Source organism: Streptomyces sp. NPDC052225 (genome assembly GCF_040679615.1).
In the GTDB taxonomy this organism is placed as follows: Bacteria; Actinomycetota; Actinomycetes; order Streptomycetales; family Streptomycetaceae; genus Streptomyces.
Genome location: NZ_JBFAVD010000016.1, coordinates 27,469 through 53,827, shown reverse-complemented (window position 1 = coordinate 53,827; position 26,359 = coordinate 27,469). Strand labels below are relative to the sequence as shown.

At 72.4% G+C, this 26,359-nt stretch carries 21 protein-coding genes; 12 read left to right on the top strand and 9 right to left on the bottom strand.

Annotated elements, in window-relative coordinates:
- Positions 1 to 86 precede the first annotated feature (86 nt).
- Entirely contained in the window at positions 87 to 1,253 is a 1,167-nt protein-coding gene (locus AB0L37_RS23005; protein WP_365508421.1) for a pentapeptide repeat-containing protein, read from the top strand.
- A gap of 43 nt (positions 1,254 to 1,296) precedes the next feature.
- On the opposite strand, the gene AB0L37_RS23000 is transcribed toward AB0L37_RS23005, so the two are convergent.
- Positions 1,297 to 2,793: a PHB depolymerase family esterase gene (locus tag AB0L37_RS23000; RefSeq protein WP_365508418.1), complete on the bottom strand. Its 1,497-nt coding sequence runs from the start codon at positions 2,791 to 2,793 to the stop codon at positions 1,297 to 1,299.
- 150 nt (positions 2,794 to 2,943) lie between these two features.
- Entirely contained in the window at positions 2,944 to 3,300 is a 357-nt protein-coding gene (locus AB0L37_RS22995) for an STAS domain-containing protein (RefSeq protein WP_365508416.1), read from the bottom strand.
- A 186-nt stretch (positions 3,301 to 3,486) separates the two neighbouring features.
- Here AB0L37_RS22995 and AB0L37_RS22990 point away from each other — a divergent pair, with 186 nt between their 5' ends.
- From AB0L37_RS22990 to AB0L37_RS22980, 3 genes are all read left to right on the top strand, one after another.
- On the top strand, positions 3,487 to 4,242 hold the full coding sequence (locus AB0L37_RS22990; RefSeq protein WP_365508751.1) for a GAF and ANTAR domain-containing protein: 756 nt from the start codon (positions 3,487 to 3,489) through the stop codon (positions 4,240 to 4,242).
- A gap of 280 nt (positions 4,243 to 4,522) precedes the next feature.
- The gene (locus AB0L37_RS22985; protein ID WP_365508413.1) at positions 4,523 to 5,947 is read left to right on the top strand and encodes a tannase/feruloyl esterase family alpha/beta hydrolase; all 1,425 of its coding nucleotides are present in this window, start codon (positions 4,523 to 4,525) and stop codon (positions 5,945 to 5,947) included.
- 124 nt (positions 5,948 to 6,071) lie between these two features.
- Complete coding sequence (locus AB0L37_RS22980; protein WP_365508410.1) at positions 6,072 to 6,830, top strand: alpha/beta hydrolase; 759 nt, start codon at positions 6,072 to 6,074, stop codon at positions 6,828 to 6,830.
- Here AB0L37_RS22980 and AB0L37_RS22975 read toward each other — a convergent pair.
- Positions 6,788 to 7,480, bottom strand: a complete 693-nt coding sequence (locus AB0L37_RS22975) for a response regulator transcription factor (protein ID WP_365508408.1) — start codon at positions 7,478 to 7,480, stop codon at positions 6,788 to 6,790. The two genes, AB0L37_RS22980 and AB0L37_RS22975, sit on opposite strands and share 43 nt — an antisense overlap.
- A complete protein-coding gene (locus AB0L37_RS22970; RefSeq protein ID WP_365508405.1) occupies positions 7,477 to 8,679 on the bottom strand; it encodes a histidine kinase in 1,203 nt (400 codons plus the stop codon). Before AB0L37_RS22970 ends, AB0L37_RS22975 begins: the two co-directional genes overlap by 4 nt.
- Positions 8,680 to 9,411: 732 nt before the next feature.
- On the opposite strand from AB0L37_RS22970, the gene AB0L37_RS22965 reads away from it, so the two are divergent.
- On the top strand, positions 9,412 to 10,554 hold the full coding sequence (locus AB0L37_RS22965) for a glycosyltransferase family 4 protein (RefSeq protein WP_365508402.1): 1,143 nt from the start codon (positions 9,412 to 9,414) through the stop codon (positions 10,552 to 10,554).
- Positions 10,555 to 10,785: 231 nt separating this feature from the next.
- Here the strand turns inward: AB0L37_RS22965 and AB0L37_RS22960 are convergent, their stop codons facing one another.
- Positions 10,786 to 13,407: an RICIN domain-containing protein gene (locus tag AB0L37_RS22960; RefSeq protein WP_365508399.1), complete on the bottom strand. Its 2,622-nt coding sequence runs from the start codon at positions 13,405 to 13,407 to the stop codon at positions 10,786 to 10,788.
- A 601-nt stretch (positions 13,408 to 14,008) separates the two neighbouring features.
- Between AB0L37_RS22960 and AB0L37_RS22955 the strand changes: the two genes are divergently transcribed.
- Positions 14,009 to 15,298 carry a sulfite oxidase gene (locus AB0L37_RS22955; RefSeq protein ID WP_365508397.1) on the top strand — a complete coding sequence of 430 codons (1,290 nt, stop codon included), beginning with the start codon at positions 14,009 to 14,011 and terminating at the stop codon, positions 15,296 to 15,298.
- On the opposite strand, the gene AB0L37_RS22950 is transcribed toward AB0L37_RS22955, so the two are convergent.
- The 3 genes from AB0L37_RS22950 to AB0L37_RS22940 form a co-directional block, all read right to left on the bottom strand.
- Entirely contained in the window at positions 15,273 to 16,604 is a 1,332-nt protein-coding gene (locus AB0L37_RS22950) for an NAD(P)/FAD-dependent oxidoreductase (RefSeq protein WP_365508394.1), read from the bottom strand. The genes AB0L37_RS22955 and AB0L37_RS22950 overlap by 26 nt on opposite strands.
- 45 nt (positions 16,605 to 16,649) lie before the next feature.
- On the bottom strand, positions 16,650 to 19,640 hold the full coding sequence (locus AB0L37_RS22945) for an aminotransferase (RefSeq protein WP_365508391.1): 2,991 nt from the start codon (positions 19,638 to 19,640) through the stop codon (positions 16,650 to 16,652).
- A gap of 64 nt (positions 19,641 to 19,704) precedes the next feature.
- The gene (locus AB0L37_RS22940; RefSeq protein ID WP_365508389.1) at positions 19,705 to 20,145 is read right to left on the bottom strand and encodes an Lrp/AsnC family transcriptional regulator; all 441 of its coding nucleotides are present in this window, start codon (positions 20,143 to 20,145) and stop codon (positions 19,705 to 19,707) included.
- Positions 20,146 to 20,348: 203 nt separating this feature from the next.
- Between AB0L37_RS22940 and AB0L37_RS22935 the strand changes: the two genes are divergently transcribed.
- The gene (locus AB0L37_RS22935; protein ID WP_365508386.1) at positions 20,349 to 20,966 is read left to right on the top strand and encodes a GNAT family N-acetyltransferase; all 618 of its coding nucleotides are present in this window, start codon (positions 20,349 to 20,351) and stop codon (positions 20,964 to 20,966) included.
- Positions 20,967 to 20,999: 33 nt separating this feature from the next.
- On the opposite strand, the gene AB0L37_RS22930 is transcribed toward AB0L37_RS22935, so the two are convergent.
- Entirely contained in the window at positions 21,000 to 21,989 is a 990-nt protein-coding gene (locus tag AB0L37_RS22930) for an aminoglycoside phosphotransferase family protein (protein WP_365508383.1), read from the bottom strand.
- Positions 21,990 to 22,525: 536 nt separating this feature from the next.
- Here AB0L37_RS22930 and AB0L37_RS22925 point away from each other — a divergent pair.
- The 5 genes from AB0L37_RS22925 (at position 22,526) to AB0L37_RS22905 (ending at position 26,357) form a co-directional block, all read left to right on the top strand.
- Complete coding sequence (locus AB0L37_RS22925; RefSeq protein ID WP_365508380.1) at positions 22,526 to 23,134, top strand: hypothetical protein; 609 nt, start codon at positions 22,526 to 22,528, stop codon at positions 23,132 to 23,134.
- A 221-nt stretch (positions 23,135 to 23,355) separates the two neighbouring features.
- Positions 23,356 to 24,237, top strand: a complete 882-nt coding sequence (locus tag AB0L37_RS22920) for a GNAT family N-acetyltransferase (protein ID WP_365508377.1) — start codon at positions 23,356 to 23,358, stop codon at positions 24,235 to 24,237.
- Positions 24,238 to 24,367: 130 nt separating this feature from the next.
- On the top strand, positions 24,368 to 24,946 hold the full coding sequence (locus tag AB0L37_RS22915; RefSeq protein ID WP_365508748.1) for a SigE family RNA polymerase sigma factor: 579 nt from the start codon (positions 24,368 to 24,370) through the stop codon (positions 24,944 to 24,946).
- A complete protein-coding gene (locus AB0L37_RS22910; RefSeq protein WP_365508375.1) occupies positions 24,939 to 25,646 on the top strand; it encodes a hypothetical protein in 708 nt (235 codons plus the stop codon). Before AB0L37_RS22915 ends, AB0L37_RS22910 begins: the two co-directional genes overlap by 8 nt.
- A gap of 72 nt (positions 25,647 to 25,718) precedes the next feature.
- The gene (locus AB0L37_RS22905) at positions 25,719 to 26,357 is read left to right on the top strand and encodes a methyltransferase domain-containing protein (protein WP_365508372.1); all 639 of its coding nucleotides are present in this window, start codon (positions 25,719 to 25,721) and stop codon (positions 26,355 to 26,357) included.
- The last annotated feature ends 2 nt before the right edge of the window (positions 26,358 to 26,359 follow it).

The following is a 26,359-nucleotide window of genomic DNA, read 5'->3' as shown; positions in this document are numbered from 1 at the left end:
AACCTTGGGGGAGCGGACGTCACGAGCCCGGGCCCGAAGTCGTACACCTTGATCACTTTGTGAGCGGCGCCTAGGCTCCCATGCCCATGGAGACGGGGGATCGGCGCCACGGTCGCAGGCCGTGGCGCGAGCGGCGGGCCGGACAGCGAGCGATCGCGGCCCTCTTGGCCGGGGCGGCGGGGGTGGCCGTTCTCGGCGCGGTGCTCGTCGTCCTGCCGGGCGTGGTGGTCGACCACGATCTCGCCGGGGCGAGCGTCGCCGCGCAGGACCGGCTCAAAGCGGTGAACGACGTCCGTACGACCCTTCTCCAGGCCGTGGGCGGCGTGGTCGTGCTGTTCGGCGCGATCGCCACGTGGCGGCAACTGCGGGTCAGCCAGGACGGGTTGCGCGCCACCCGGGAGGGCTACATCACCGACCGGTTCAGCACAGCCGTCGATCAGCTCGGCAGCGACAAGGTGGAAACACGCATCGGCGGACTCCACGCGCTGTGGCGGATCGCGGAGCACTCCGCCCGTGACCGCGAGGCCGTCGTCTCCATCCAGGCCGCATACCTGCGGACCCACCTGCCGTGGCCGCCCGCGGGACCGGAGGCTCCGGCGCCGGACGCGCCGATCAACGACGTCGCGCCGCTGGAGGTCCGTGCCCCCGACGCCCAGGTGGCGCTGACCGGGCTCGGCGTGTTGCTGCTGGAACCCCGGCAGCAGTCCTGGGTCAACCTCGGCGTCACGGACCTGCGCCGGGCCGACTGCGACGGACTGTGGCTGCACGAGGTCAATCTCGACCGGTCCTGCATGGAGGCGGCGGGCCTCTACCACGCCAACCTGACGCAGGCCTCTCTCGTCTCCGTCAACCTGCGGCACGCCGACCTCAAGACGGCGATCCTGCGCCGGGCCCGCTGCGTTCTGTCCGACCTGCGGGGCGCCCGGCTGGTCGAGACGGACCTGCGGGACGCGGACTTCACCGAGGCCGATCTGCGCGAGGCGAACCTGCGCAAGGCCGACGCCGGCGGCGCCGTCTTCCGCCACGCCGACCTGCGCCTGGCCGATGTGCGCGGCTGCGACCTGCGCACCGCCGACCTGTTCCAGGCACGGCTGACCGGCGCGCTGGCCAGCGAGCACACGCGCTGGCCGGCCGGCTTCGACCACGCGGCCGCCGGTGTCGTCGTCACCGAGGACCCCGGCCCCGAACCGCCGCCCCTGCTCCAGCCCTCGGGGATCACCACGCAGCACCCGCCCCTGCGGTCCCTGCCGTGACCGAAGGGACCGCCGCCCGGGCCCTCGTCCAGGACCGTGATCGTCAGGCGGAGCAACCGGCGTCGGCGATGACGTAATAGCCGGGCGCCGTCTCCTTGAGGGTGTGTGTGGTCAGGGTGTTCCACAGCCCCATCGCCTGGTCGGAGCCGTTGGCGTAGGTGTAGCCGCCGCTCTGGTGGGCGCGGCCGGCCACCGTGTGCTGGTAGTTGCTCGCCGTGAAGCAGGTGGGTGTGTACCCCGTGGTCGTCGCGGACACCGATGCGGAGGCCGGACCGGCGGCGCCGGCGGAATCGACGGCGGCCACCGTGTAGGCGTACGTCGTGCCGATGGCGAGCCCGGTGTCGGTGTACGGGGAAGAGGCCGTGGTGCCGACCTTCGACCCGTCGCGGTAGACGGTGTAGGAGGCCGCGCCGTCCACCGCGTTCCACTTCACGGAGGCGGTGGTGTCGGTCGTCCCGGAGACGGCGAGGCCCGTGGGGGCGGGCAGGGAGCCGGGGTTCCCGTTGTCGCCCCCGGCGCCGTCGAGGCCCCAGAACCGGGCGGTGTGGTAGCTGGAGCAGATGGTGTCCAGGTAGTAGGTACCGGTGGTGCCGCACTGCTCGGCGCCCGTGCCCGGGTCGACGGCCAGGCCGTGCGCCATGCCGGAGACCGAGTAGACCTCGACGGCGGGCGTGCCCGCGGAGTCGTCGTAGACGCTGAGCGTGGTGCCGCCGCTGAGGCTCTCGGTGCGGGACGGGGTCTGCCCGGTGCCCCACACGTTCGTCCACTGGTCGCGCAGCTCGGCGGCGTTGGCGGGGGCGACGGTGGTGTCCGCCGTGCCCTGCCAGATCGCCACCCGGGGCCACGACGTGGTGCCGGCGGGAGCGGCGGAGCGTACGAGATCGCCCCACTGGGCAGGCGTCCTGTCCGGCGGGCTGTACATGCAGGTGTAGGCGGCGGACGTGCTCGTCGCGCAGGACGCGGGCAGCCCCGAGTCGATGGAGCCGCCGGCGAACACGTCGGGGTAGGCGGCGAGCAGGTTCGCGGTCATGCCGGCGCCCGCCGACAGGCCGGTGATGTAGACCCGCCCGGTGTCACTGCCGTACTGCTCGACCGCCTTGTCGACCATCTGCTTGATGGACAGGGCCTCGCCCTGGCCCCGCGCGCTGTCGCCCGGCTGGAACCAGTTGAAGCAGGAGTTGGCGTTGTTCGCACTGCTGGTCTGCGGGAAGACCAGCGCGAAGCCGTAGCTGTCGGCGAACTTCGGCCAGCCCGAGTGGGCGTAGTAGTCGCTCGCGCTCTGCGTGCACCCGTGCAGGGCGACCACGAGCGGAGCGTCGGCGGGCAGGTCCGAAGGCGCGTACGTGTACATGGAGAGGCTGCCGGGGTTCGACCCGAACCCGGTGACCTGGGTCAGGCCCGCGGCGGACGCCTGCGGGGCGGTGGCCAGCAGACCGGCGGTGAGGGCGAGGCCTCCCACGGCGGCGGCGACCCAGCGGCGGACGCCTCGGGCGCGACGGCGGACATGGGCGGCTCCGAACGGGCGGTACGGCTCTGTCATGACGACTGGCTCCAGGTGAGACAGGCCCCAGGGCGGGCCGGGACGTCGATGTGGCGTGCATCATCGACGCGCGCCGACCGGCCCCGACATATGTGGGGGCGCCAGGCGGGGCGCGGGCCCCATGTGCGGGCCACCCATGGCGGTCGCGGTTCAGGACGGGCCCGGGCCCGTCTCCGGCGGAGGCTTCCCGGCGTCGAGCAGCAGGCAGTGACTCGTCCCGGAGATGTCCAGGACGCGACGCACGGGCCGGCTGACGGCGATGACGTGGAGGCTGCCGCCCGCCGCGGCGGCCCGACGCTGGTGCCGTATGAGCAGGTTGATGCCGCTGGAATCGGCGAACGGGACGTCGAAGAGGTCGAGTTCGCAGCGCCGCGTGTGCAGCGGGGTCAGCGCGCGATCGAGACCGGGCGCGGTGTGGACGTCGAGCTCTCCGCACGCGGCCAGGAGCACCGAGTCGCCGGTGTCGATGACGTGGATGGTGAACTGCGGCTGTGACGGCGTACTCATGGACTGGCTCCCCAACATCCCCGCAGATGTGGTCTGTTGAGCTTTCATGGAAGCACCGTCGCACCTGCTTGGCATTCGAACAGTCGACAGTGGGGCCGGGAGTCGGGTGCATTCGCCGCCAGCACATGCCGGTGGCCGCCGGGTAGGCGCCGACCGGAAGACTGCATAGTGTGGGGCTTCGTGACCATGCGAGGAGCGGGAGCACTGTTGAGCGACTTAACTGCCGAACGTCAACTGGCTGATGCCGCGGTTCAGTTGGTGGACAAGCTGCTCGACGAGGAGGCGGCGGAGGACGCCGTCTTGGAGGAGTGGGCGCACTGGTGTTCCGCCCACTTCGGCGTGCGCGAGGCCGGCGTGCTGCTGGCAGATGACGGAGGCGCTTTGCGGGTGGTGGCCGCCACCGCCCCGGACGTTCGGATGTTGCAGACGGTCGCCGCGGACAGCGGGGAGGGCCCGGGCCCCGGTGCCTTCCACTCCGGGATGCCGGTCGTGGTCGACGACCTGGCCGCGGCGGCGGACCGATGGCCCGCGTACGCGTCCTGGGCGGACGAGTTCGGGATCGTCGCGATCGGCTCGCTGCCGCTGCGGCACAGGGCGTCCTCGCGGGTCCTCGGCGTCCTCAACCTCTTCGTCGCCGAGTCGGTGCCTTCGAAGGAGAGCATGCGCGCGGCCCAGTCCCTGGCGGACGCCGCCGGGACCGGCCTCGCGCACCGACGGGCGATGGGAGCGGCCCGCAGAACCGTCGGCCAGCTCGAACACGCCCTGGCCAGCCGGGTGTTGATCGAGCAGGCCAAGGGGATCCTGGCGGAGCGCTGGCGGACCGACGTCGGCACCGCCTTCGACAGACTGCGCCGGCACGCACGGTCCCGGCGGGTGCGCCTGGACGACATCAGCCGGGCGGTCGTGGCCCGGGACCCGGACGGCGACCCGTTCGCGGTCTGAGACGGACGCGTCGCGCAAGGGGGCTCACCACTCTCCAGGACGTCGCCCGTCGCGTGCGTCCGGGCCGGCTCCACGGGCATGAGGCCCGCGGTGCGCCCACCGGATCGCCATGTTCTTCGGACTCGGCGGGCAGCCGCCCCCTCCGCACGGCGCTGAAACGGCCCGCCATGGTGTCCGACGCTGTGGACGCGGCGCTCACCATGGCGGGCCCACACATGTCCGCGGCGGCACCGCGCCCCTAGCCTCCGGCCGTACCCACCCCGCGACTTGGAGGACCCGCATGCCCCCGTTCCGCACGGTCACCGCCCCGCCCCCGCCGAGACGAGCCGCCCTCGCGGCCCTGTCGCTCGTCGGAGCCTGTTCGCTCGTCATCGCCTCCGCCGCGGTGGCACCCGCGACCGTCCCCGGCGGGCATTGCGCGGGCCGCGCCCAGCTCCACGTGCCGGGAGCGGAACTCCAACAGGCCGACTGTCTCGACGAGTTGACCACCGCGGGCACCGTCGCCTCGGGCCACACCGACCCGGCCGACTACGCCGGACTCACCCCCAAGGACCTGGCCGCACCCAGCGGCGTCCCCGGCATCCAGATCGACGGCTACTTCCCCGACACGTCGACCACCAACACCAACCACGCCTGGAACCACGACGCGCAGTTCGTCATCCGCCTGCCCGACCACTGGAACGGGGGCCTGGTCGTCGCCGGTACCCCGGCCAACCGCGAGCAGTACGCCAACGACCGCGCCATCGCCGACTGGGTCCTCGCCCGCGGTTACGCCTACGCCGCCACCGACAAGGGCAACACCGGGCTCTCCTTCTACCGCGACGGCGACCGGCCGGGCGACGCCATCGCCGAGTGGAACGACCGCGTCACCCAACTCGCCCGCGCCGCCAGGACCGTCGTCGCCCAGCGCTATCACCGCCCACCCGTCCGTACCCTCGCCACCGGCATGTCGAACGGCGGCTACCTGGTGCGCTGGCAGCTGGAGAACCACCCCGAGCTGTACGACGGAGGCGTCGACTGGGAGGGCACCCTGTGGCGTGCCGAAGGCCCCCACCTGCTCACCTTCCTGCCCCCGGCCCTGCGCGCCTACCCGGCCTACGCGGCCGGCGGCGACGGAGCCGAAGAGGCCGAGAAGGCCCTGCACAAAGCCGGATACCCGGCCGGCTCCGAGTTCCTGTGGCCGTACCACAACAAGGTCTACTGGGACCTGACCCAGCGCATCTACCGCGAGGAGCTCGACCCGGACTTCGACGGAGCGACCGAGGCCGGCACCCCCTACTGCGCCTCCGGCACCCCGCGGTGCGACACCGACTACGACTACGCGTCCCGGCCCGCCGAGGTCCGCCGCGCCGTCGACCGCATCGCGCTCACCGGCCGCATCGGCAAACCCCTCATCACGCTTCAGGGCACCCTCGACGTGCTGCTGCCCATCAGCAAGGACTCCGACGTCTACGCCGACATGGTGCACGACTCCGGGCGCGGCGCGCTGCTGCACTACTACCGCATCGAGGACGGCACCCACGTCGACTCCCTCGTCGACACCTTCCCCGACAGGCTCCGCCCGATCGTCCCCTGCTACCGCTCCGCCTTCGCCTCCATGGAGAAGTGGCTGGGCGGCAAGTCCCAGCCCCCGGCCGACCACACCGTGCGCCGCCCGGCCGGCGCGGACAGCGCGACGCTGCTCACGAGGTGCCCGCTGAACTGACGTCGTGCGCGTCACGGTGACCGGCGCCTGCCGGCACATCGAGATCGACGAGGCCGCCGCGGCAGTGTTCTGCCGTCGGCCGAGACCTTCGCGGAGTCGCCGGCATGGGCGGCAGGATCGTCACATGCAGCCGATCTTCGTACTCGTGCACAGTCCGTCCGTGGGCCCCTCGACCTGGCGCCCCGTGGCCGACCACCTGACGGCGGCGGGGCACCAGGTCCGCGTGCCGTCCCTGCTGAACGTGGGCGCCGGTGCCGCGCCCTTCTGGCCGCGCGTCGTCGACGCCGTCCGCGAGGACCTCCGGCAGGTCCCGGCCGACCGCCCCGTCGCATGGGTGGCGCACAGCAACGCCGGCCTGTTTCTCCCGGCGATCCGTTCGGCCCTCGACCGTCCGGTGGCCGGCTCCGTCTTCGTCGACGCCGCCCTTCCGGCCCGAGCCGGCTCCACCCCAGTCGCCTCACCGGAGTTGCTGGAGTTCCTGCGCCCGATGGCCGTGAACGGGAGGCTGCCGCGGTGGACGGACTGGTGGGACGAGGCCGACGTCGCGCCCATGTTCACCGATCCGGAGATGCGGCAGACCGTCGTCGAGGAGCAGCCGACGCTGCCGTTGTCGTACTACGAACAGCGCGTCCCCGTACCCGAAGGATGGGACGACCACCCCTGCTCGTACCTGCTGTTCGGCCCTCCGTACGACGACCTGGCCGACGAGGCGCGCGCTCGCGGCTGGCGTGTGGCGCATCTGCCCGGCGAGCACCTTCACCAGATCATCGATCCGGCCGGGACAGCCCGGCACCTCGTCGAACTCGTGGCGCCCGGCCCGGTGGACCGGGACGCGAGCCCTCAACCGGGACTGCCTCCCACCCGAACCAGCCCCCACTCGTAGGCGACGATCACGGCCTGCGCACGATCCCGCAGTTCCAGTTTCGCGAAGAGCCGGTTGATATGGGTCTTCACGGTGTGATCCGTGATGCCGAGCCGCCGTGCGATCTCCGCGTTGGACAGCCCGCGCGCGATCAGCGTGAGCACTTCCGCCTCGCGCGTCGTGAGTGCTCCCAAGGAGTGCGCCGGTATCCGCGACCCACGCGTGTGCACGAACGCGCTGATCACCCGCTTCGTGATCTCCGGTGAGAGCAGGGCGTCGCCGGCCGCCACCACGCGTACCGCATGCAGCAGTTCGGGAAAGGTGGCGTCCTTGAGGAGGAAGCCGCCCGCTCCGGCGGCCAGCGCGTCGTACACGTACTCGTCGAGACCGAAGGTCGTCAGCATCAGCACCTTTGTCGCGCCGTCCGACGCGGCCAGGATCTCGCGGGCCGCATCAATGCCGTTCTTGTGCGGCATGCGGATGTCGAGGAGCGCGAGGTCGGGTCGGGTCTCGGCGGCGATCCGTACCGCCTGCACGCCGTCCGCGGCCTCGCCCACGACCTCGATGTCCGCCTGGGTGCCCAGGAGGTTCACAAAACCGGTGCGGACGACCGCCTGGTCGTCGGCGACGAGCGCCCTGATCACCCTCGGCTCCGCCCTCGTGCCGGTCATGTGGTTCCCCAGGGGAGCTCCGCCTCGACGAGGAATCCGCCGTCGGGGCCCGTGCTCGTGGTGAGGCGGCCGCCGACCAGGGCTGCCCGCTCCCGCATCCCGGTCAGCCCGTGGCCCGCGCCGGAGGCCGAGCCGGGGCCGGGCCCCGGGCCGTCGTCCTGAATCCGCAGGGTGAGCAGCCGATCGGCGCCGTAGTCGAGCTCCACCACCGTGCGGGCGCCGGGTGCGTGCTTGCGTGCGTTGGTCAGCGCCTCCTGGGCGATCCGGTAGGCGGCCAGCTCCCAGACCGCGGGCAGCGCGACCCGCGCACCGGTGACCCGCAGTTCAGCCCGGCCGCTCACGGTCCGGTGCTGCTCGACGAGGTCGGCGAGGCGGTCCAGCGTCGGCTGCGGGGCGGCGAAGGTCTCGTCGCCCCGCGCCTGGGGCGTGCGCAGCACGCCGAGGAGGCGGCGCAGTTCGGCCATGGAGGAGCGGGCGGTCTCGGCGATCTGCTGGAAGCCGTCCCGGGCCTCGGGGGTGAGGCCCGGGCTGGTGTAGGTGGCGCTCTCGGCCTGCACGGCGATCATCGACACCGAGTGGGAGACGATGTCGTGCAGTTCGCGGGCGATGGCGGCGCGCTCGGCCTCGGCCGCCTGCTGGCGCTCCATGGCGATCAACTGGGCCTGGGCCACCACGCGTTCGTCGCGGGTCTCCTCGCGGGAACGTACCGCGTCGCCCATCATCACGGCGCCGAAGACGACCACGGTCAGCAGGAACGACTCGGCGAACAGACTCGGTGAATCGTGCTCCCACAGCGCGGGCACCGGCAGGTCCATCCCCGCCCAGGTGTTGATGTGCACCAGGTTCACGCACAGGGCCCCGAGGGCACCGCCCGCGACCGTGATCGCGGGGTGCAGGACCCGGTTGCGGCCCAGTGTGTAGCAGCCCGTCAGACCGCTCGCCATGATCGAGACGTAGAGGTTCACGTCGCCGGCGAACCCGATGAGTCCCGCGGCGACCGTCAGCACCGCGACGGGTGGGAAGGCGCGCCGCCACATCAGGGAGGCGGAGGAGACGAGCACCCCGACCGTGGTCGTCACGGAACCGGGAAAGGCGATCAACTCGGCCACGGATGCGACGGTCAGGGCGCCGCCGGTGACCCAGGGGTAGGCGGGGGCGGCGATACAGGCGCGCAACCGCTGTTGAAGGGACATACGCATGGCTCCATGGTCCGTGCCCGCGCGGGGGAGCGCGTCACCGCAGGGGTTGAGGCTGCGCACGGCTGTCATGCCACGGGTTGACTTCCAGGTGCGGAGCCTCGGTTGACGCCCTCCGGCCTGCGTATTCGTAGCGTCGACAGACATGACGAAGCCTCTTGAACGGTGCGTGCGGCAGGTCCGGCGTCGGCCGCCCTGGTGGTACGAGCCGTGCGTGGTGGCCGCCTGCGCCATCGCCGCGCTGGGCCTCGCCCTTGTCCCGGAACTGTCTCCCCGGGAGGGCGCTGTTCGGCAGGCTGCCCGCAGAGCTCCGATGCTGGCCGGCCGCCCCCTTCGCGACGCACCTCGCCGCGGCCGGCCTGCATCGGGCCCGGCCGCCCGCCTGATGTGCCTCGGGCTCGTCCTCGCCGGGCCGGGGCGTCCCGGCCGGGCCTGCCCGGGGCGTCCCGGCCGGGCCTGCCCGGGGCTCGGCGCCGCTACCGCAGCCCAATGGACGGCCTGGCCCGCGCCTCCCGTGGCCCTCGCGCTTGTGGCGGCGCGCCACGGCAGGCGACCCGCACCGCGGTTCGCAGCCGCGGCCCTCGCCGTCACGTCCACAGCGGTGCCGCCCTTCGCCTGGGTCGGCCCCGTCGGCTTCCACCGAAACGCCGTCGCCTTTCCGCTCGGTCTGACCGACCCGCCGCGGCATCGGTCCCCCCTCGCCCTCGCCACGGATACCGGAGAGAAGGTCCTCGCATGACCCGTACCCTGATCGTCACGAACGACTTCCCGCCTCGCCAGGGCGGCATCGAGACCTTCGTCAGGGAACTGGCCGACCGTTTCCCGCCCGACAAGGTGGTCGTCTTCACCTCGACCGCGGACGCGGGGATCCCCACCCCCGCGGACCCCTTTCCGTACCCGGTGATCCGCCACCCGGCGCGCACGCTGCTTCCCACGCCTCGGGCCACCGCACACGCCGCGGCCGTGGCCCGACAGTACGGCTGTGAACAGGTGTGGTTCGGGGCGGCGGCACCGCTCGGGCTGATGGCGAGTCGTCTGCGGGCGACGACGGACATCCGTAACGCGGTCGCCACCACCCATGGCCACGAGGTGTGGTGGGCCCGCACCCCGGGGGCCCGCGGTCTGCTGCGCCGCATCGGCACACAGGTCGACGTCGTGACCTGGCTGGGCGAGAGCACCCGTCGACCGATCGAGGCGGCCTTGGCTCCCGGCACCCGCACCGCACGTCTGGTCCCGGGGGTGGACACCACGGTCTTCCGCCCCGGCCTGGACGGCGGTCCGGTACGGGCCCGCTACGGCCTGGGCCGGCGCCCGGTGATTCTGTGCGTCGCCCGGCTGGTTCCGCGCAAGGGGCAGGACACGCTGATCAGAGCATTGCCCTGGATCCACAGGGCAGCCCCCGACGCCATGCTCCTCCTGGTGGGCGACGGACCGTACGCCTCCGAACTGCGTCGAATCGCCGTGGCCGAGGGCGTGTCGGACTCCGTCGTCATCGCAGGCGGCCACCCCCAGCACACGCTCCCGTCCTTCTACGCCGCGGGCGACGCCTTCGCCATGCCCTGCCGAACCCGCAGGCGCGGCCTGGAGGTCGAGGGCCTGGGCATCGTCTCCCTGGAGGCCGCGGCGTCCGGACTCCCCGTCGTGACGGGCGACTCGGGCGGGGCCCCCGACACGGTTCGCGACGGTGAGACGGGCTACGTCATCGACGGCCGCTCGGTGGCGGCGACCGCGGACCGGCTGACCAGGCTCCTCCGTAACCCCGAACTCGCCCATGACATGGGCGCGAAGGGGCGCCACCGGATCCGGACGGAGTGGACCTGGGACCACTCCTACACGGCGTTGACCAGGCTGTTTCGTTCTGAGGGAGCGGCCGGGTGAGGCGGCGGCGACCGTATCCGTCGATGGCATGACCGTCGGGCGCCGGCCCAGGCCGTGGCGGGCCCGCAACTCGAGGGCGCGGCCCACTCCTCGCCGGTGACGCCGGCGCGGAGTGGGCCGCTGTCGCCCGATGACCGGCACCCGGCGGCAGGGCGGCGAACAGCAGCGCCCCCACCGGAAGCCGGCTCGGCGGAGCGGCGAGCGCCCAACTGCCCTACTGCGGCGTCCGGATCAGGAAGGGTCGCCGTACTGGAGGCCCCGCCCGTTGGTGCCGATGTAGACGCGGCCGAAGGTGTCGGGGTCGCCGGTGACGACGCCGGTGCCGCCGATGGCGCCCCACTGGTGGGCGTCGTCGTTGACGCGGACCCAGGTGGCGCCCTTGTCGGTGGAGCGGAAGACGCCGGTGACGTCCTTGACGGTGCCGATCAGGTACAGGGCCTGGTAGGAGGTGCCGGGCGCCGCCTTGCCGAAGCCGATGGCGGAGGCGGACGTCACCGAGGTGAGCGTCGTGAACGTGCCGCCGCCGTCCGTGGAGTGCAGCAGGCCCTTTCCGGCGCCCGCGATCCACAGGTCCCCGGTCCGGCCCGGGACGGCCTTGAGGCGGCCGTCGGAGGGCAGGCCGGTGGCCCGGGCGGTGAAGCTCGCGCCGCCGTCGGTGCTGGCGTACAGCGTCCCGCCGGACAGGGAGTAGAACGTACGGGCCGACGAACGGTCCGCCACGACCTCCGCCCCCGCGCCGAGCCCCCGCACCTTCGTCCAGCTCGTCCCCTTGTCCGTCGAGCGGTAGGGGGCCTGCCCGGCCTCGGTCCACACCAGGGTGGAGCCGTCCGCGGCGAGGGCGACGCGGCCGCTGTGGGCGGAGGCCACCGGCTCCGCCGCGAAGCCGCGCCAGGTGGCGCCGCCGTCGGTGGAGTAGGCGCCGTCCTGATCGCCGCCCGTCCCCACGCGCACCATCACCGACGGCTTGGACTCGGCGTAGTCGATGTCGGTGCTGTTGCTCATCAGCGGGTTCTTCATCCGCCCGGACGGCACGGCCGTCAGGTCGGTGTGACGGAATCCGCCCTGGTCGCCCATGGAGGTGAGGACGCTCGCGCCGCCGGGCGGGGCGACGGCGTCGAGGATCGCGGTCTCCTCAAGTCCCTTGGCGCCCACCGTCCAGTGGCTGGTGGCGGCGTCGGCGTCCTTGCTGCGCCAGATTCCGTTGCCGGTGCCGTACAGGACATGTCCGGAGTCGAACGGGTCGATGGCCAGAGCGGTCATCCAGTGCCCGGTGTGCGTGCCGACGTACGGGGCGCCGGAGGCGTCGCGCTTCGCCGTCCCGCCGAGCGCCTTCCACGTCGAGCCGCTGTCGGTGGAGCGGTAGATCTCGTCCTCGGGGTACCAGCGGTCCAGCGTCGTGACCATCACCGTGGAGGGCCTGCGCGGATCGACGGCCAGGCCCGCGAACCCGTACGAGCCCTTCGAGGGGGAGATGTCCTTCCAACTCCCGCCGCCCGGCGTGTACTTCCACACCGAGCCTCCCGTCACGCCGTTGGGCCCGAGGTTGTCGGTGTACGTGAGGTACAGCGTGCCGTCGCTCGTGACGGCACCGTGCTGCGGGATCCGCCCGGTCGGCTGTCCGGCGACGGCGCGCCAGGTGGCACCGCCGTCCGTCGACCGGTACAGGGGCGCGGACTTGTCGGCGACACCGGCGTACACCGTGCCGCTGCCCTTCGGCCCGTACGTCACGAAGGTGACGCCCGCGTCGTCCCTGGCCGGGAAGGACGCCACCCGGCTCCAGGTCACCCCGTAATCGGCGGACCGCCACAGCCCGTTCTTGCGCGAGCCGAGCAGCAGGCGCGAGTGGTCCGACGGGTCGACGACCAGGCGTTCGCCGGCTCCGCGACCGTCCTCGTTGCCGCCCACCTTGAAGGGCAGTTCGGTGCGCTTGAAGGTGCGGCCCCGGTCGGTGGAGCGCAGGATCGCGCCCTTGCCCGCCCAGTCGTTCGTGTACGTGCCCGCGGAGAGGTAAAGGCGGGAGGGGTCGACGGGGTCGGTGGCCAGCGCGTCGATGCCCAGCAGGTTCCAGTCCTTCTCGCCGATCCAGTCGGTCAGCGGGATCCACTGCTCGGCGCCGGTGTCCCAGCGGTACGCGCCGCCCATGTCGGTTCGGGCGTACAGGAGGCCCTGCTCACGCGGGTTGAACACCAGTCCGGTGACGTAACCGCCGCCCACCACCTGGGCGTTCCGCCACGCGTACGGTCCGGCCGCCGCGGCCGTGGCCTGCGTGCGGGCCACCTTCACCAGCCTCCACTGCCCGCCGGCGCCGCTGCTCGCGGCCGGATACTGGACGGCCGCCGCGCCGTCCGCCGTGGAGCTGTCGGCGACGGCCAGGACCTGCCCGCTCTTGCGGGAGGTGAAGGTGACGGCGCCGGAGTCGCCCACCTTCTTGATCCTCCACTCCTGTGCGGTGGAGGAGCTGTCGGTCCGCTGCTCGGCGGCGGCACCCTTCGCGGCCGAACTCCGCGCTGTACCGAGGACTTTGAGGCTGCCCCGGTTGACCAGCTCGTAGTAGCCGTCCCCGACGGGCCGCAGTCTCCACTGCTGGCCCGCGGTGTTCCGGTCGGTCCGCTGCCGGACCCGGGTGCCGTCGGCGGTGGAGCCGTCGACGTCGAGGGCCTTGCCGCTGTGCACCGAGACCAGCCGGTAGGAGGCGGTGGCGTCGACCGTGGCGGCCTGTGAGTCGTCCTGCGTGAACAGCAGGTACGGCACGACGGCGGCGGGAGCGCCGAGCAGCAGGCCGGTCGCGGTCCAGCGGCGGCGGTGGCGTCCGCGCTGCCTGCCATGTGCCGGGCTGTTGCGGGGGTTGTTCATGGGGGGTGTTCTCCTTGGCTGTTGTGCATGGGAAGCCGTCGGACCCGGCCACTGCTGTGGACGGGGCCGGCTCCTAGTGGCCACCGACGCCTCAAAAGGTTGCTCTGCGCAGGCAGAAGATGTGAACGCTCAACTACCGGGCCGTGCCCAGGGCGGTGTGAGCCAGGGGAAGGTCGTGTCGGCGGCCGCGGCGCCGCGCACCGACACCTTCGCGCCCTCGTCGAGCCGGTGGTGACCTTTTCGTCCTGTCAGTTCCTCCGATGCCGGTTCCGGCCCTGGGGTGGGATGGCGCGACTACGCCAACACCCCTGCGCAGGCGCCCCGTTGACACCCGTCGTGCCACGTGTTTGCATCCCGTCATGCCCGCACCGGAGCCATTGACCCGCCGCCGCGCCGTGGACCTCGTCCGCGTGGCCGCGGCGCTGTGTCGGCCCCTCGGCTGACGGCCCCTCACCCGGTACTTCCCCGGTTCTCCACTTCGGTTCTTCGCTCCGACGGCCACGTCGCACACCCGCCGTCGACCTCCACAGGCCTGTCGGGCTCACCTGCCTCCGTGCCCTGCCGCGTACGACACCTGCCGCCACCCCTGACGAGGATCACCATGTCCCCTGCCGGTTCCGCCGCCCACCACGAGACCGCCTACGACCGCCACAGACTGCGCCAGTGGCTCGCCGGAGAGGCCCGGGCCGACGGGGTGACGCGGCGTCGGCTGCTCACCCTGCTCGCCGCGACCGCCGCCGCCACGGCGCTTCCCGCCGCGAACCAGGCGCGCGCCGACGGCCCGACGATCGTCAAGCCGTTGCCGCCCGAGTGGTTCATCCCGCGCGGCACCAACGCCGAGACCCGCTGGGAGGCGCTGCGCGGAACCGGCCATCACACCCCCAACGAACGCTTCTTCGTCCGCAACCACACCGCGACCCCCGTCCTGGACGCCGCCGACTGGCGGCTGCGGCTGTGGGGCGACGGCCTGCGCGGAGCGCCCGGCGAGGACCGGGCGGTGGAGTTCGGCTACGACGACCTGCGGGCCCTGCCCGCCGTGACCCGCACCGCGTTCGTCGAGTGCGCCGGAAACGGCCGCAGTTACTACGCCACGCAGCAGGGCGAGCCGATCACCGGCACGGCCTGGACGCTGGGCGCCGTCGGGGTGGCGCGCTGGCGCGGGGTGCGCCTGGGCGACGTACTGCGCAGGGCGGGCCTTTCCGCGTACGCCGTGGACGTGCAACCGCGCGGCCTGGACGCCGAGTTCGTGAGCGGCGGCGAGAACCTGGGCCGCGTGCGGCGACCGCTGCCGCTGGCCAAGGCGCTCGACGACGTACTGCTCGCGTACGAGATGAACGGGGAGCCGCTGCCGTACGACCACGGTCACCCGGTGCGGGTGCTCGTGCCCTCGTGGGTGGGGATCGCCTCGATCAAATGGGTCGGGGACATCGAGGTGTCCGCGCAGCCGTTGTTCTCGCCGTGGAACACCACCTTCTACCGGCTGTTCGGCCCCGCCCACCCGCCGGAGGGCAGCGCCCCGTTGACCCGGCAGACCGTCAAGAGCGCCTTCGAGCTGGCGAGCGGCGCGACCTTCGAGGCAGGGCAGCGGCAGGTGCTGCACGGTCGGTCCTGGTCGGGCGCCGGCGCGATCGCGCGGGTCGACATCAGCACCGACGGCGGCGCGAGCTGGCGCCCCGCCCGGCTGCACGACCGCCCGCACTCCGGCACCTGGACCCGCTGGTCCGTGCCCTGGACGCCCGGCACGCCCGGACCCGCGCACCTGCTGGCCCGTGCCACGGACACGGCGGCCCGCACACAGCCGGACACCGCCGTCGCCAACACGCAGGGCTACCTGTTCGACGGGGTGGTGCGCCATCCCGTGACCGTCACTCCTGGCGGACGTCCCGCGTGAGCTCGCCGAGAGGGATCGGTGCTCCGAGAATCCGTTCGGCCGCGCGGTGCCCCGACAGGAGTGCCCCGTGGACCGTGGCGGGTTCGTGGGCGTACGTCGCCTCGCCGGCGAAGTGCAGCACGCCGTCGACGGGGCCCGCCAGGGCGTCGTGGTCGTCGTGGGAGGAGCCGACGGCGACGTACGAGTACGAGCCTCGGGCGAGCGGGTCGCTGCCCCAGCGGGTGATCCAGTGGGCGACGGGGTCGGGGACGGAGGCGCCGTAGAGCGCGCGGAGCGCGTCGAGGACCGAGGCGACGATCTCCTCGTCGGTCTTCCGCTCGATCTCCCGGCCCCAGGCGCCGCCCGCGAAGGTCAGCAGCATCGGTTCGCCGCTGACGGCCGAGACGTCGTACCAGGAGTGCCAGGGGAAGCCGGGCTTGCCGTGCCGGCGGATCGCGTAGACGTCGTCCTGCCAGAACCGCTGCGGGAACTGGAGGAACACCTTGTTGAAGACGCCCATGCCGAGCCGGTCGATCGGGCCCGCGACGGTGTCGGGGAGAGCGGGGGTGAACTCGATCGTCCCCGCTTTGAGGACCCCGAGCGGCACCGTGACGATCACCTGGGCGGCTTCGAAGGACTCGGTGCGCGTGTCGACGCGTACGCCGTCGGACGACGACCTGGTGATCGCGGTGACGGTCGTTCCCAGGCGTACGTCGAGGCCTTCGGCGAGCTTGCGGGGCAGTACGTCGAAGCCGCCGGGGAAGATCACCTCGTCGCCCTCGATGGCGTCCTCGTCGAGGGCGTGCGCGGCGACCTGCTCGGCCTCGGCGCCGCACTGCTCCTCCGTGCGGTGCCGGTAGAACGCGCGGACCCGGTCGGCGCGTTCGGTGGTCAAGCCGGTCGCGGCGAGGGTGCGTTCGGCGGCGGTGGCGTAGCTCTCGTCGTGGCCGGAATCCGCGATGGTCCGCTGGAAGAGCGCGTCCGCCGTGTCGACGTCATCGGTCCACCGCCGGGTCGCGTCGGCGTCCAGCAGGCGCCCTGACTCGTCGTGGTCGGCGATCGGGCGGCCGCCCGCCTGGAAGCTGCCGACCGTGAACTCGTGGGTCTCCATGCCGAACGCCGGGACGAGGTCCGTGAGCGGGTTGCCGGTGAGGCCGTGGATCCACGAGGCGCCCCGGTCCACCGAGAAGCCCGCCGTGCGGTCCGTCCACATCCGGCCGCCGACGCGGTCGCGTGCTTCGAGTACGAGCACGCGCTGCCCCGCGGCGTGCAGGAGCCGCGCTGCGGTGAGGCCGGCGACACCGGCGCCCACGACGATCGTGTCCATCAGCTTCGCTCTCTTTCGGGGGAGGTGACGGCGGTGGTACGAGGATCAGGCGGCGTGACCGAGTTGGGTCAGGGCCAGGTCGAGCGCGTCGGCGAAGAAGTCCGCCGCTGCCGTGTCGATGCACAACGGCGGCTTGATCTTCAGGATGTTGAGGTGGTCGCCGGTGGGCTGGACGACGACGCCCAGGTCGAGCATCCGATCGCACAGTTCGGCGGTCTCCTCGGTGGCGGGTTCCAAAGTGGCCCGGTCGCGGACGAGTTGGAGACCGAGGTAGAGGCCTGATCCGTGGACCGCGCCGACGAGCGGGTGACGGCCCGTCAATTCCTGTAGGCGGCGCTTGAGGTGGCTGCCGACGCGGACCGCGTTGCCCTGGAGGTCCTCGTCGCGCAGCGCGTCCAGGACGGTGAGGCCGACGACGCTGGAGACCGGGCTGCCGCCGGTGGACGAGAAGAAGTAACCCTGCTCGCGGTACCGGTCGGCGATCGCCCGTGACGTGATGACGGCGCCGAGGGGATGCCCGTTGCCCATGGCCTTGGCGACGCAGACGATGTCGGGCACGACCTGCTGCTGCTCGAACCCCCAGAACCAGTGGCCGAGCCGGCCGTACCCGGCCTGGACCTCGTCGGCGACCGCGAACCCGCCGTGGCGCCGCACCGCCGCGTACACCTCGGCCAAGTAGCCGTCGGGCAGGGCGACTCCGCCCGCGTTGCCGTAGAACGCCTCGCTGATGAACGCCCCCGCGGGCCGGCCGGTGGCGGCGAGTTCGTCGATCACGGCGACGGCTTCCGGCGCGTAGCGCGCCGCGTCCGCGCCGCGGTGGCGGCCCCGGTACGTGTTGGGCGAGTCGACGGTGTGCACCCAACTCGGGCGTGTGGCCAGGGCGTTGGGGTTGTCCTGGAGGGAGGTGGAGACGGCGTCCGAGGCATAGGTCCAGCCGTGGTACGCCTCCCGCACCGCGACGACGTCGGGGCGGCCGGACGCGCCGATCGCGAGGCGCAGGCCCAAGTCCACCGCCTCGGAGCCGGAGTTGACCAGGAACACCGTGTCCAGCGGGTCGGGCAGCAGGGCGGCGAGACGCTCGGTGAACTCCACCACCGACGCGTAGTGGAACCGCGAGTTGGTGTTCAGACGCCGGAGCTGGCGGGTCACCGCCTGTTCGACGCGGGGGTGGGCGTGACCGAGCGGGGTGACGTTGTTGACGATGTCGAGGTAGGCGCGGCCGTCGGTGGAGAGCAGATGGTGGCGCCAACCCCGTTCGATCCGGGGCGGGGTGGCGTAGTAGTGCCCCTGGACGGTCGCGAAGACGGAGCCGCGACGCTCCAGCAGATCCGTGTCGGCCGGCCGGGCGTCGTCGGTGGGCGCCAGGCCCAGGAGCGGGGCCGGGTCGGCCGTGAACGGCAGCCAGGCGGCGGCGTACTCGGGGCGGACCAGAGGCGGGACGGCGGGGCTGTCGGACGTGCGCAGGGTGAGGTGGGCACGGCTTCCGGCGGGGAGGCGGACGAGGTCGTCGCCCGGCCGGACCGTCGCCCCGGTGGCCACGGAAGGTGTGGTCGTGGCCGGGAACGTCGCCGTGAGCAGGAGAGCGCCCTGGGTGATCTCCACGACGCCCGGGCCCGCGGAGCGGACCTGCCCCGGCTCGGGGGCCTGAAGGACAGCCGTCTCGCCGAGTCGCAGGTCGACGCCGGTCGGGACCGTCGCGGGGGAGTGCATCGAGAGGGGCCGGGCCAGGTTCAGTCGTGGCTGCGCGTACCGCGTGACGGTCGCGGCGCTGCCGCTCGCGAGCGCGGCGGCTGACAGCGTCTCCTCGGCGTCGGCGTCGGTGTCGGTGTCGGCGTAGAGCCAGGCTCCGCCGTCCATGGCGTCGGATTCGGCGGACAGGTCGAGTACGGCGACGCGGTCGGCGGATATGCCGCGCAGCAAGGGGAGTCGGGGAGCGGTGACCGTGACAGGGGCGTCGGCGTGGCCGGTCGCCTCCTTGACGAGTCGGCTCATCGCCGGCAGTGGCAGGGAGACGGCCTGCTCGAAGATCCGCCACTCGCGGTCCAGCGCGGACGTGGCGTACGCGTTGTCCGCGTCGACGGCGGCCTGCTGCCGTCCGCTCACGACGAGGCCCGCGGCGCGCAGCACCACGAGCGGCCAGAGCGCCTCGGCCTCCGCGGCGGCGAGGGGGCGTACCGCGTGGAAGGCGCGGACGGCGGGCAGTACGTGATGCGGTTCGATGCCGTCGTGGTGGAGGACGGAGGAGAGCGAGACGGCCAGTTCGCTGATCGCCCAACTCGTCGTCAGGTCACCGAAGTCGATGACGCCGTCCGGCATCGGGACGCGACCGGCGGGGTCGCGGATCAGGTTGTCGTCGGTGAGGTCCAGGTGCACGGCCTGCCGAGGCAGCGTGTCCGCGACCGCCTGGACGCGACTCCAGGCTTCGGCGGCGGCCTCCTGGACGGCGGACCGGCGCTCGGGCTCGGTGATGTGCCCGGCGAGCAGGGCGACGACACGGTCGGCGTACCGCAGGTCCCACTGGAGGACGCGGTCGAGGCCCGGGTGGCTGAACTCGCGCAGCGCGGTGCTCACTCGGGCGACGATCGTGCCCATCGCCGCCACCGTGCCGGGGGACAGGTGGCGTGGCCCGGAGAGGGCGCCGCCGGGCAGGTGCCGCAGCAGCCGGGCGACGGCAGGACCGCCGTCGGTGTCGACCGTGGTCCGGAGCGGGGTGCCGTCCGGGTGGCGCAGGACGGTGGCGACCCGCAGGTCGGGGTGGGCGGCGGCGATCAGGTCGGCGGCGGCGTCCTGCGCCTCGATCTCCGTGGGACCGAAGGCCGGGTTGGCGATCTTCAGGACCGCCTGGATCGCCGAAGTCGCGTCCCGCAGCAGGAAGTTGGCGTCCTGCTGGCTGCCGAGCGGCTCCGCTCGCACGCCGTCGTCGATGCCGAGGCGCCGGCACGCCATGAGCTCGGCCTCTTCGAGCGTGGTGCGGGGAGCCGGGAGCGCGTCCTCGGCGAAGAAGTCGATCGTCGTGCGGTGCTCGGAGCGCGGCATGCCTGGGTCCTCGACGGAGTACGGGGTGCGGGGTGACGGGGGGCGCGGGAGGGAGGCGGAGGTCTCAGTCGACGTGCCACAGGAAGCGGTGGGTGTGGATCCCGAAGTAGGGGAACTTCTCCACGGCCGTGACGCCCTCGACGGCCCGTACGACGTCGTTGACGAAGTCCAGGAGGTCGTGGGGGCGCGGGCAGACGACCTCGACGAACAGGTCGAACGTTCCGGCGGTGAGCACCGCGTACACGACCTCGTCGTGCCGGGAGAGTTCGTCGGCCACGGCGCGCGGGTCGCCGTCGACGCGCAGTCCGAGCAGCGCCATCGTCTGATGGCCCATGGTCATCGGGTCGGTCACCCCGACCACCTGCACCGCCTTGGCGTCGATCAGGCGCTGCAACCGCAGTCGTGCGGCCGACGGCGAGAGCCCCACCTTCGGTCCCAGCTCGGCATAGGGGATCCGCCCGTCCACCTGCAGCTCGCGCAGGATGGCCCGGTCGATCTCGTCCATGAGGTACCTCTTCGCCGCCGGAACAGGGGGTTGGGGTGCTGATGCGAGAACCATGCCGGGTCTTCGCGCTCGAATCAAGCGTTGGTGTGCTCGAATCACGCGCGAGGGAGAGGTGCCCGGGGCGGAGGCAGCGGAGGCGGGGGCGCCTGAATTCGACGAAATCCGTTGTCCGCAGGGCCGCCACCTGCGGTTACGGTACGGCGATGACCAGTACGTATCGCCCCGCGGCCCGGGTCGCTTCCGCCGCAGACATCGACGCCATGGTCTCCACGCTGACCACCGCCTTCTTCCGCGATCCGGTGTGGGGCCCGGCCTTCCCCGACCCCGCGCTGCGCGCTGTGCAGGCGGCGGCGATGTGGCGTCTGTACGTGACCTCCGCCCTGCGCTACCCCTGGACGCTGGTCACGCCCGGCGCGGAAGCCGTGGCCGTGTGGATCCCGCCGGGCGGCGCCGAACTCACCCCGGAAGAGGAAAGGGGCATGGGGCCTGTGCTGGAGCGGGCGGCAGGACCGGACGTGGCCAAGGCGGTCCTGGCGATCGGCGAGCAGCTGACAGCGGCACTCCCGCAGGAGCCGTTCTTCTACCTCACCCTTCTCGGAGTGCACGACGACCACCGAGGCAAGGGACTCGGCATGCGGCTGCTCGCGGAGAGTCTCGAGCGCGTCGACGCCCAGGGAGCCCCTGCGTACCTGGAGTCGACCAACCCCGCCAACCTCGCTCGGTACCAGAGCGTCGGCTTCACCCCGCGCGGCGAGATCACCACCGCCACCGGCCACGTCGTCACGACCATGTGGCGCCCGGGCCGCGGAACGGGACGATGAGGGCACTCGCGGGAGCAGTGCCTGCGGCGCGCTCTAACGCTCCGCCGCGCGCCCCAGCAGCGCCATGACCGTATCGAGCTCGCCGCGCGCGAAGTCGTAGGCGTGGGAGTCGGTGTGGCCGCGGTACACGGTCTCGATCACCATGATCAGCATCAGGTGGAGGCAGTACAGACGGCGGCGCACCCGCTCGTTCTCCGTGAGCTCCGCACGTCCGTAGCCCCGCATGAAAGCGGTCGGGTCGCCGAAGGCGGGCAGCTGGGTGCCGGCGAAGCAGACCTCCATCAACGGGTCGCCGTAGAAGGCGCGTTCGTGGTCGATGACGCAGGCGATCTTGCCGTCGCGGACCATGACGTTGCCGTCCCACAGGTCCCACTCGATCAGGCGCGGCTCGGTGACCTCGTCGAGGGCGGTGGCGTGCTCGGCCAGCACCGTGCGTACGGTGTCGTACTCCCGGCCGATGTCGACGGCGCGGCGCTCCCCGTCGGCAAGGACGTCCTCGACGAGGCCGGTGAACACACGCCGCCAGCTCGGGTCGTACGGCCCGGCCAGTGGCCCGAAGCCGGGCCCGGCAAGGGAGTTGATCTCCCGGTTGGCCGCGCCGAGCTGCTCGTTGTAGGCGTCGCGCTCGGCGGGGGTCAGCCCGTCCTTGACGAGGGCGAGGTTGTCGGCGTCGACGTACGGCATGAAGAAGTAGTCGGCGTCGATCAGTTCGTGACTCCGGTCGGCGAAGTGGACCTCGGGGACCGGCACGGAGGTGCGGGTGGCCAGCAGCTCCAAGGTCGCCAGCTCGATCGCCATGGCGCCGCGCTCGTACGTCATCACCTCCACGTGCGGCGGCGGCGCGATCTTCAGGACGACCTCGGCGCCGTCGCGCAGCCGGATGCGGTAGGCCACGTTGAACAAGCCGTGCCCCAGTTCGGTCGCCCACGCGTCCCCGGTCGGCACCTGCCCGGGCCCGTAGGCGCGGGCGATCACGGCGCGCAGGACGTCGGGCGACTGCCGGTTCTTGGTGATGCTCTCCACGCCGGGACCTTTCGATGACGGTGACGGTGACGGCGATGACGGCGACGACGAGGGCGTCTTAACACGCAGTCGATGTCATGACCAGGGGGGCGAGGCGGGCAGGGAACGGTCATGACGACTTCCCCGACGCCGACCATCTCCCTTCCTGTCGCGCCGAGCGTGGCCTCGGACCTCAACGCCCTTGCGCACTGCATGGGTTCGATGCGGGCACCCCGCACGGCCTCGGAGGACACGAACAGGCCCTGTACGGCGCCTACTTGCCGGCGCTCGCCCTCTCCTCGGCAGTACGTACGACCTGCCGCACGCCCAGACCCGCGCGGCGGTGCTCCCGTACATACTGGCGTTGAACGCGGCGTCCGCATCTGCGCCGCCCGCCGCGGGCGGCGTGGGCCGGTACGGATCCGGTGGCGGCAGCAGCCCGTCAGGCGAGTCGCCGTGCGATGCGGGGCCCACGAGGCTCCCCAGGCGCCCGGCAGGGTCCCCGCGCGAGCCTGATAGAACAGCTGTCTGTGGGGATCCAGGAGCGCGAACGCAAAATGTACCGGCCGCTGCGGAGAGCCGGCATCGAGGTGATCCCGAACGCCGTGCCCGACGGCACGATGCCGTTCGTCCACGGTTACCGTCGCGAGGACATCGTCGGCGGCTTCTCCCACCCCTACGAGGCCCCACGACTCGTGGAGCGCCTCAACGAGGACTGGTACGAACTGGCGACCTCCACCGGCCTCTTCGACCCCGGGCGGCGACGCGAGTTCCTCCTCATGCTCCCGGTCGGCACCCGCAGCCACAGCGCCTATGTGCGGGACATGAACGGCGCCGGCCGCGCCGCACCCCCGGTGTGGACCAGGGTCCGGCTCCTGGACCGCTGGGACGTCATGGGCCGGGGTGCGGCATCGGCGTTCCTCGGCATTCACGCGGGCCATCCGGGCTTCGGGATGCTGGCGCTCGACAGCGGCGTGTACATCAGTTGCTCGACGGGGGAGCGGGGCGTCGACGTCCTCGCGGTGGGCCACCCCGACCGCTCCGAGAACGTCCTGCGGCACCTGGAACGCTTCGCATCGTGGCAGGGTGGCGCCGACCGCGTGCTTCGGGAGCGCATCGCCGCGTGGCTCGCGGGCCGCGCGGTGGGTGCGGGCGGCGGGTCCTAGGGGCTGCCCGGCCGACCCCGGACTGCACGCAGTTCGCCGATCAGTTCCTTTATTCCTTTGCCGCGAGGGCGGCGGCCAGCTAAGTTCTCCCAGCCGACCGATGCCGTCCGATGCCGTCGGGGCCGGCGCCGTCGACGAGGAGGTGTGGAGCACATGCGCAGGAGTGCCCAGCAGGTGAGTCCGCGTACTGCCCCTTGCCACCTCCTCACGACGGAGACACCTTGTCGCCTCGCATCACCCCACTGACCGACCCCGTTCACGGCGCGAACAGCCGACGTCTCGCCTGGCTGGCGTCCGACGCCGAATCGCATCCCGTCGGATCCGCCTTCCTCCGCCTGTTCGACAGCCCCGACCAGAAGCACCTGGCCGAACTGACCCTCGCCGTCCATCCCGCGGAACGACGCAAGCGCGTCGGTTCCGCGCTCGCCGACGCCGCCGTGACCGCCGCCCGGGCCGAGGTTCGACGCTGCGTCATCGCGCAGGCCGAGGCCGGATCGCCCGGCGACCACTTCCTGCCCGCCCACGGGTTCAGGAAGGTCCTCACCCTCAGGTACACCCGCCTGCCGCTCGCCGACACGGACCCGGCCGCCCTCACCCGCGTCGTCGAACGCCCGCATCCCGGCTACCGGTTGAGGTCCTGGCACGGAACCGTGCCCGACGACCTCGCCGAGACCTTCGCCGCCTCGCGCCGTGCCATGGACGACATGCCCATGGACGACACCGACTACGGCAGGGTCACCTGGGACGTGGACCGGCTCCGGGCCGCGGCGCGGGCCGTCGAACAGCGCGGCGACCTCCTGCACACCGTCGTCGCCGTCGACGCGTCCGACGGTTCGATCGCCGGGTTCACCGAACTGGTCGTCCCCGGCGACGGCAGAGGCGACGGCCAGCACTACGGCACCGGCGTGCTGCCCGAGCACCGTGGACACGGTCTCGGCCGGTGGATGAAGGCCGCATCGATCCGGTACGCCCAAGAGCGCCATCCCGGTCTCGGCGGCCTCCTGACGGACACCGCCGAGAGCAACGCACCCATGAGGCAGATCAACGACAGCCTCGGCTACGCGCTCACGCACACGACGCACCAGTACCAACTCGACCTGTAGCCCGGCAGCCGTACAAGCACCCGGCCGGACCGCCGCCGCGCATCCGTGTGTAACATCCCCGCCCCGTCACGCGTGTTGAGGACGAGAGTCAGAGCCAGCCGCAGACGACACGCCCCTGGGGAGACGCATGATGACGGACGGCGCGCACGACCCCGGCGGCGGTCCGGCCGGGCACCGCGGTGCCGAGGGCTTCGACGCCTTCTACACCGCCACCGCCAAACGCCTGGTGTCCACGGTCTACGCCATGACCGGCGACCTGGCCGAGGCGGAGGACGCCGTGCAGGAGGCGTACGTCAGGGCCTGGCAGCGCTGGGACCGGCTGGTGCGCGAAGGGGACCCGCTGCCGTGGGTGCGGACCGTCGCCTCGCGGCTCGCGATCAGCACGTGGCGCAGAACGCGCGGCCGGCTGCTCGCGCACCGCAGACACGGCCCGCACGCGGACCTGCCCGAACTCTCCGCGGACCGGGTCGCGTTGATCGAGGCGCTGCGCGAACTGACGCCGCAGCAGCGGCAGGTGATCGTGCTGCACCACCTTCTCGACCTGCCCGTGGAACAGGTGGCCCGCGAGACGGGGGCCTCCGGCGGTGCCGTACGCACCCGTCTCAGCCGGACCCGGAAGATCCTCGGCGAGCGTCTGGGCGACCGCGCGACGCCGTCCGTGAACGCCGCTGCCCAGACCGCCGCCAAGGAGGCCGCGCACCATGCCTGAGGTCGACGAACTGCTTGACGACGTGACGCTGTCCCTGCCCGACGCCGCCACCCTCCGCGCCCGCGGCGCGCGCCGCACCGGCCGCAGGCGCATGCTGGCCGCCGGGGGAGCCGTGGCGGCGGTCCTGGCCGGGGTGTTGTGGGCGGTGCCGGGAAGCGGCCAGGAAGCCCGACCGGCGAGCGGGCCGGGAATGAAGGTGTCGCAGAGCGCGTCGGCGTTCCCGGAGTCGACGCCGTACCGCAAGAACGGCACGATCCTGCTCGGCCCGGCCACGGACCTGCCGCGGGACGGCAGCCGGCACTGGGCGCGCACGAAGGAGGGCGCGCCGGAGGAAGGCTGGCCGCTGGCATGGGTCGGCTTCGACCTGAATGCCTGCGGACCGGACATCCTGCCGAAGAGCAAGGCGTCGCCCGGCGAGCACCGGGGCGGCAGTTGGCACTACACGGGGACCGGCGGGGCGGTGGCCCGCCAGACCTATCTGGAGTACACGAACCCCTACGACCGCTCGACCGACCTCTCCGATCTGTTCAACTCCCTGACCGATTGCGGACTGTACGCGAACGGGGCCGCGGGCGCCGAGCCCTCCCAGGTCTTCAGGGGCTCGGACCCCGACCGGCCCGGCCTGACGGTCCGGGTCGAGTACGGGTGGAAGTGGATCAGGGTGGTGCAGGAGCAGTCCCACAGGACGGCGGCACGGTGACCGTGCTGCCGCCAAGGACCGTACCCACGCGCGCCGTTGGCGCGAGCGCGCGCCTGTGGCATCGTGCCCGGCATGCCCGATCATGACGTGGTACGACGCAGCTACGACACCGTGGCCGACGACTACACCGCCCGCCTGCACGACGAGCTCGCGGGAAAGCCGCTCGACCGCGCGCTGCTCGCCTCCCTCCTCGAACAGACCGAGCCGGGCGCCCCGATCGCCGACCTGGGCTGCGGACCGGGCCACGTCGCGGCCTGGCTCGCCGAGCGGGGAGCGAGCACGGTCGGCATCGATCTGTCCCCGGCCATGGTGGAGACGGGCCGCAGCCGCTTCCCGAAGGTCGAGTTCCGTCAGGGCGACCTCCTCGAACTGCCGGGTGCGGACCGTGAGTTCGGTTCCCTCGTCGCCCTGTACTCGATCATCCACCTCGCTCCGGGCGAACTGCCCCACGCCTTTGCGGAGGCCGCGCGCGTCCTGCGCCCGACCGGCCTCGCCCTCTTCGCCTTCCACGTCGGCGAGGAGACCCGGCACCTCGACGAGTGGTGGGGCCACGAGGTCGACCTCGACTTCCGCTTCCTCCAACCCGCGCGCATCGCAGGCCTGTTGGAGGAAGCTGGGTTCACCGTGGAGATGAGCATGGAGCGCGCCCATTACGCCGGCGAGGTCGACACGCGGCGCGCCTACCTGCTGGCCCGGCGCGGAGGCTCCTGACC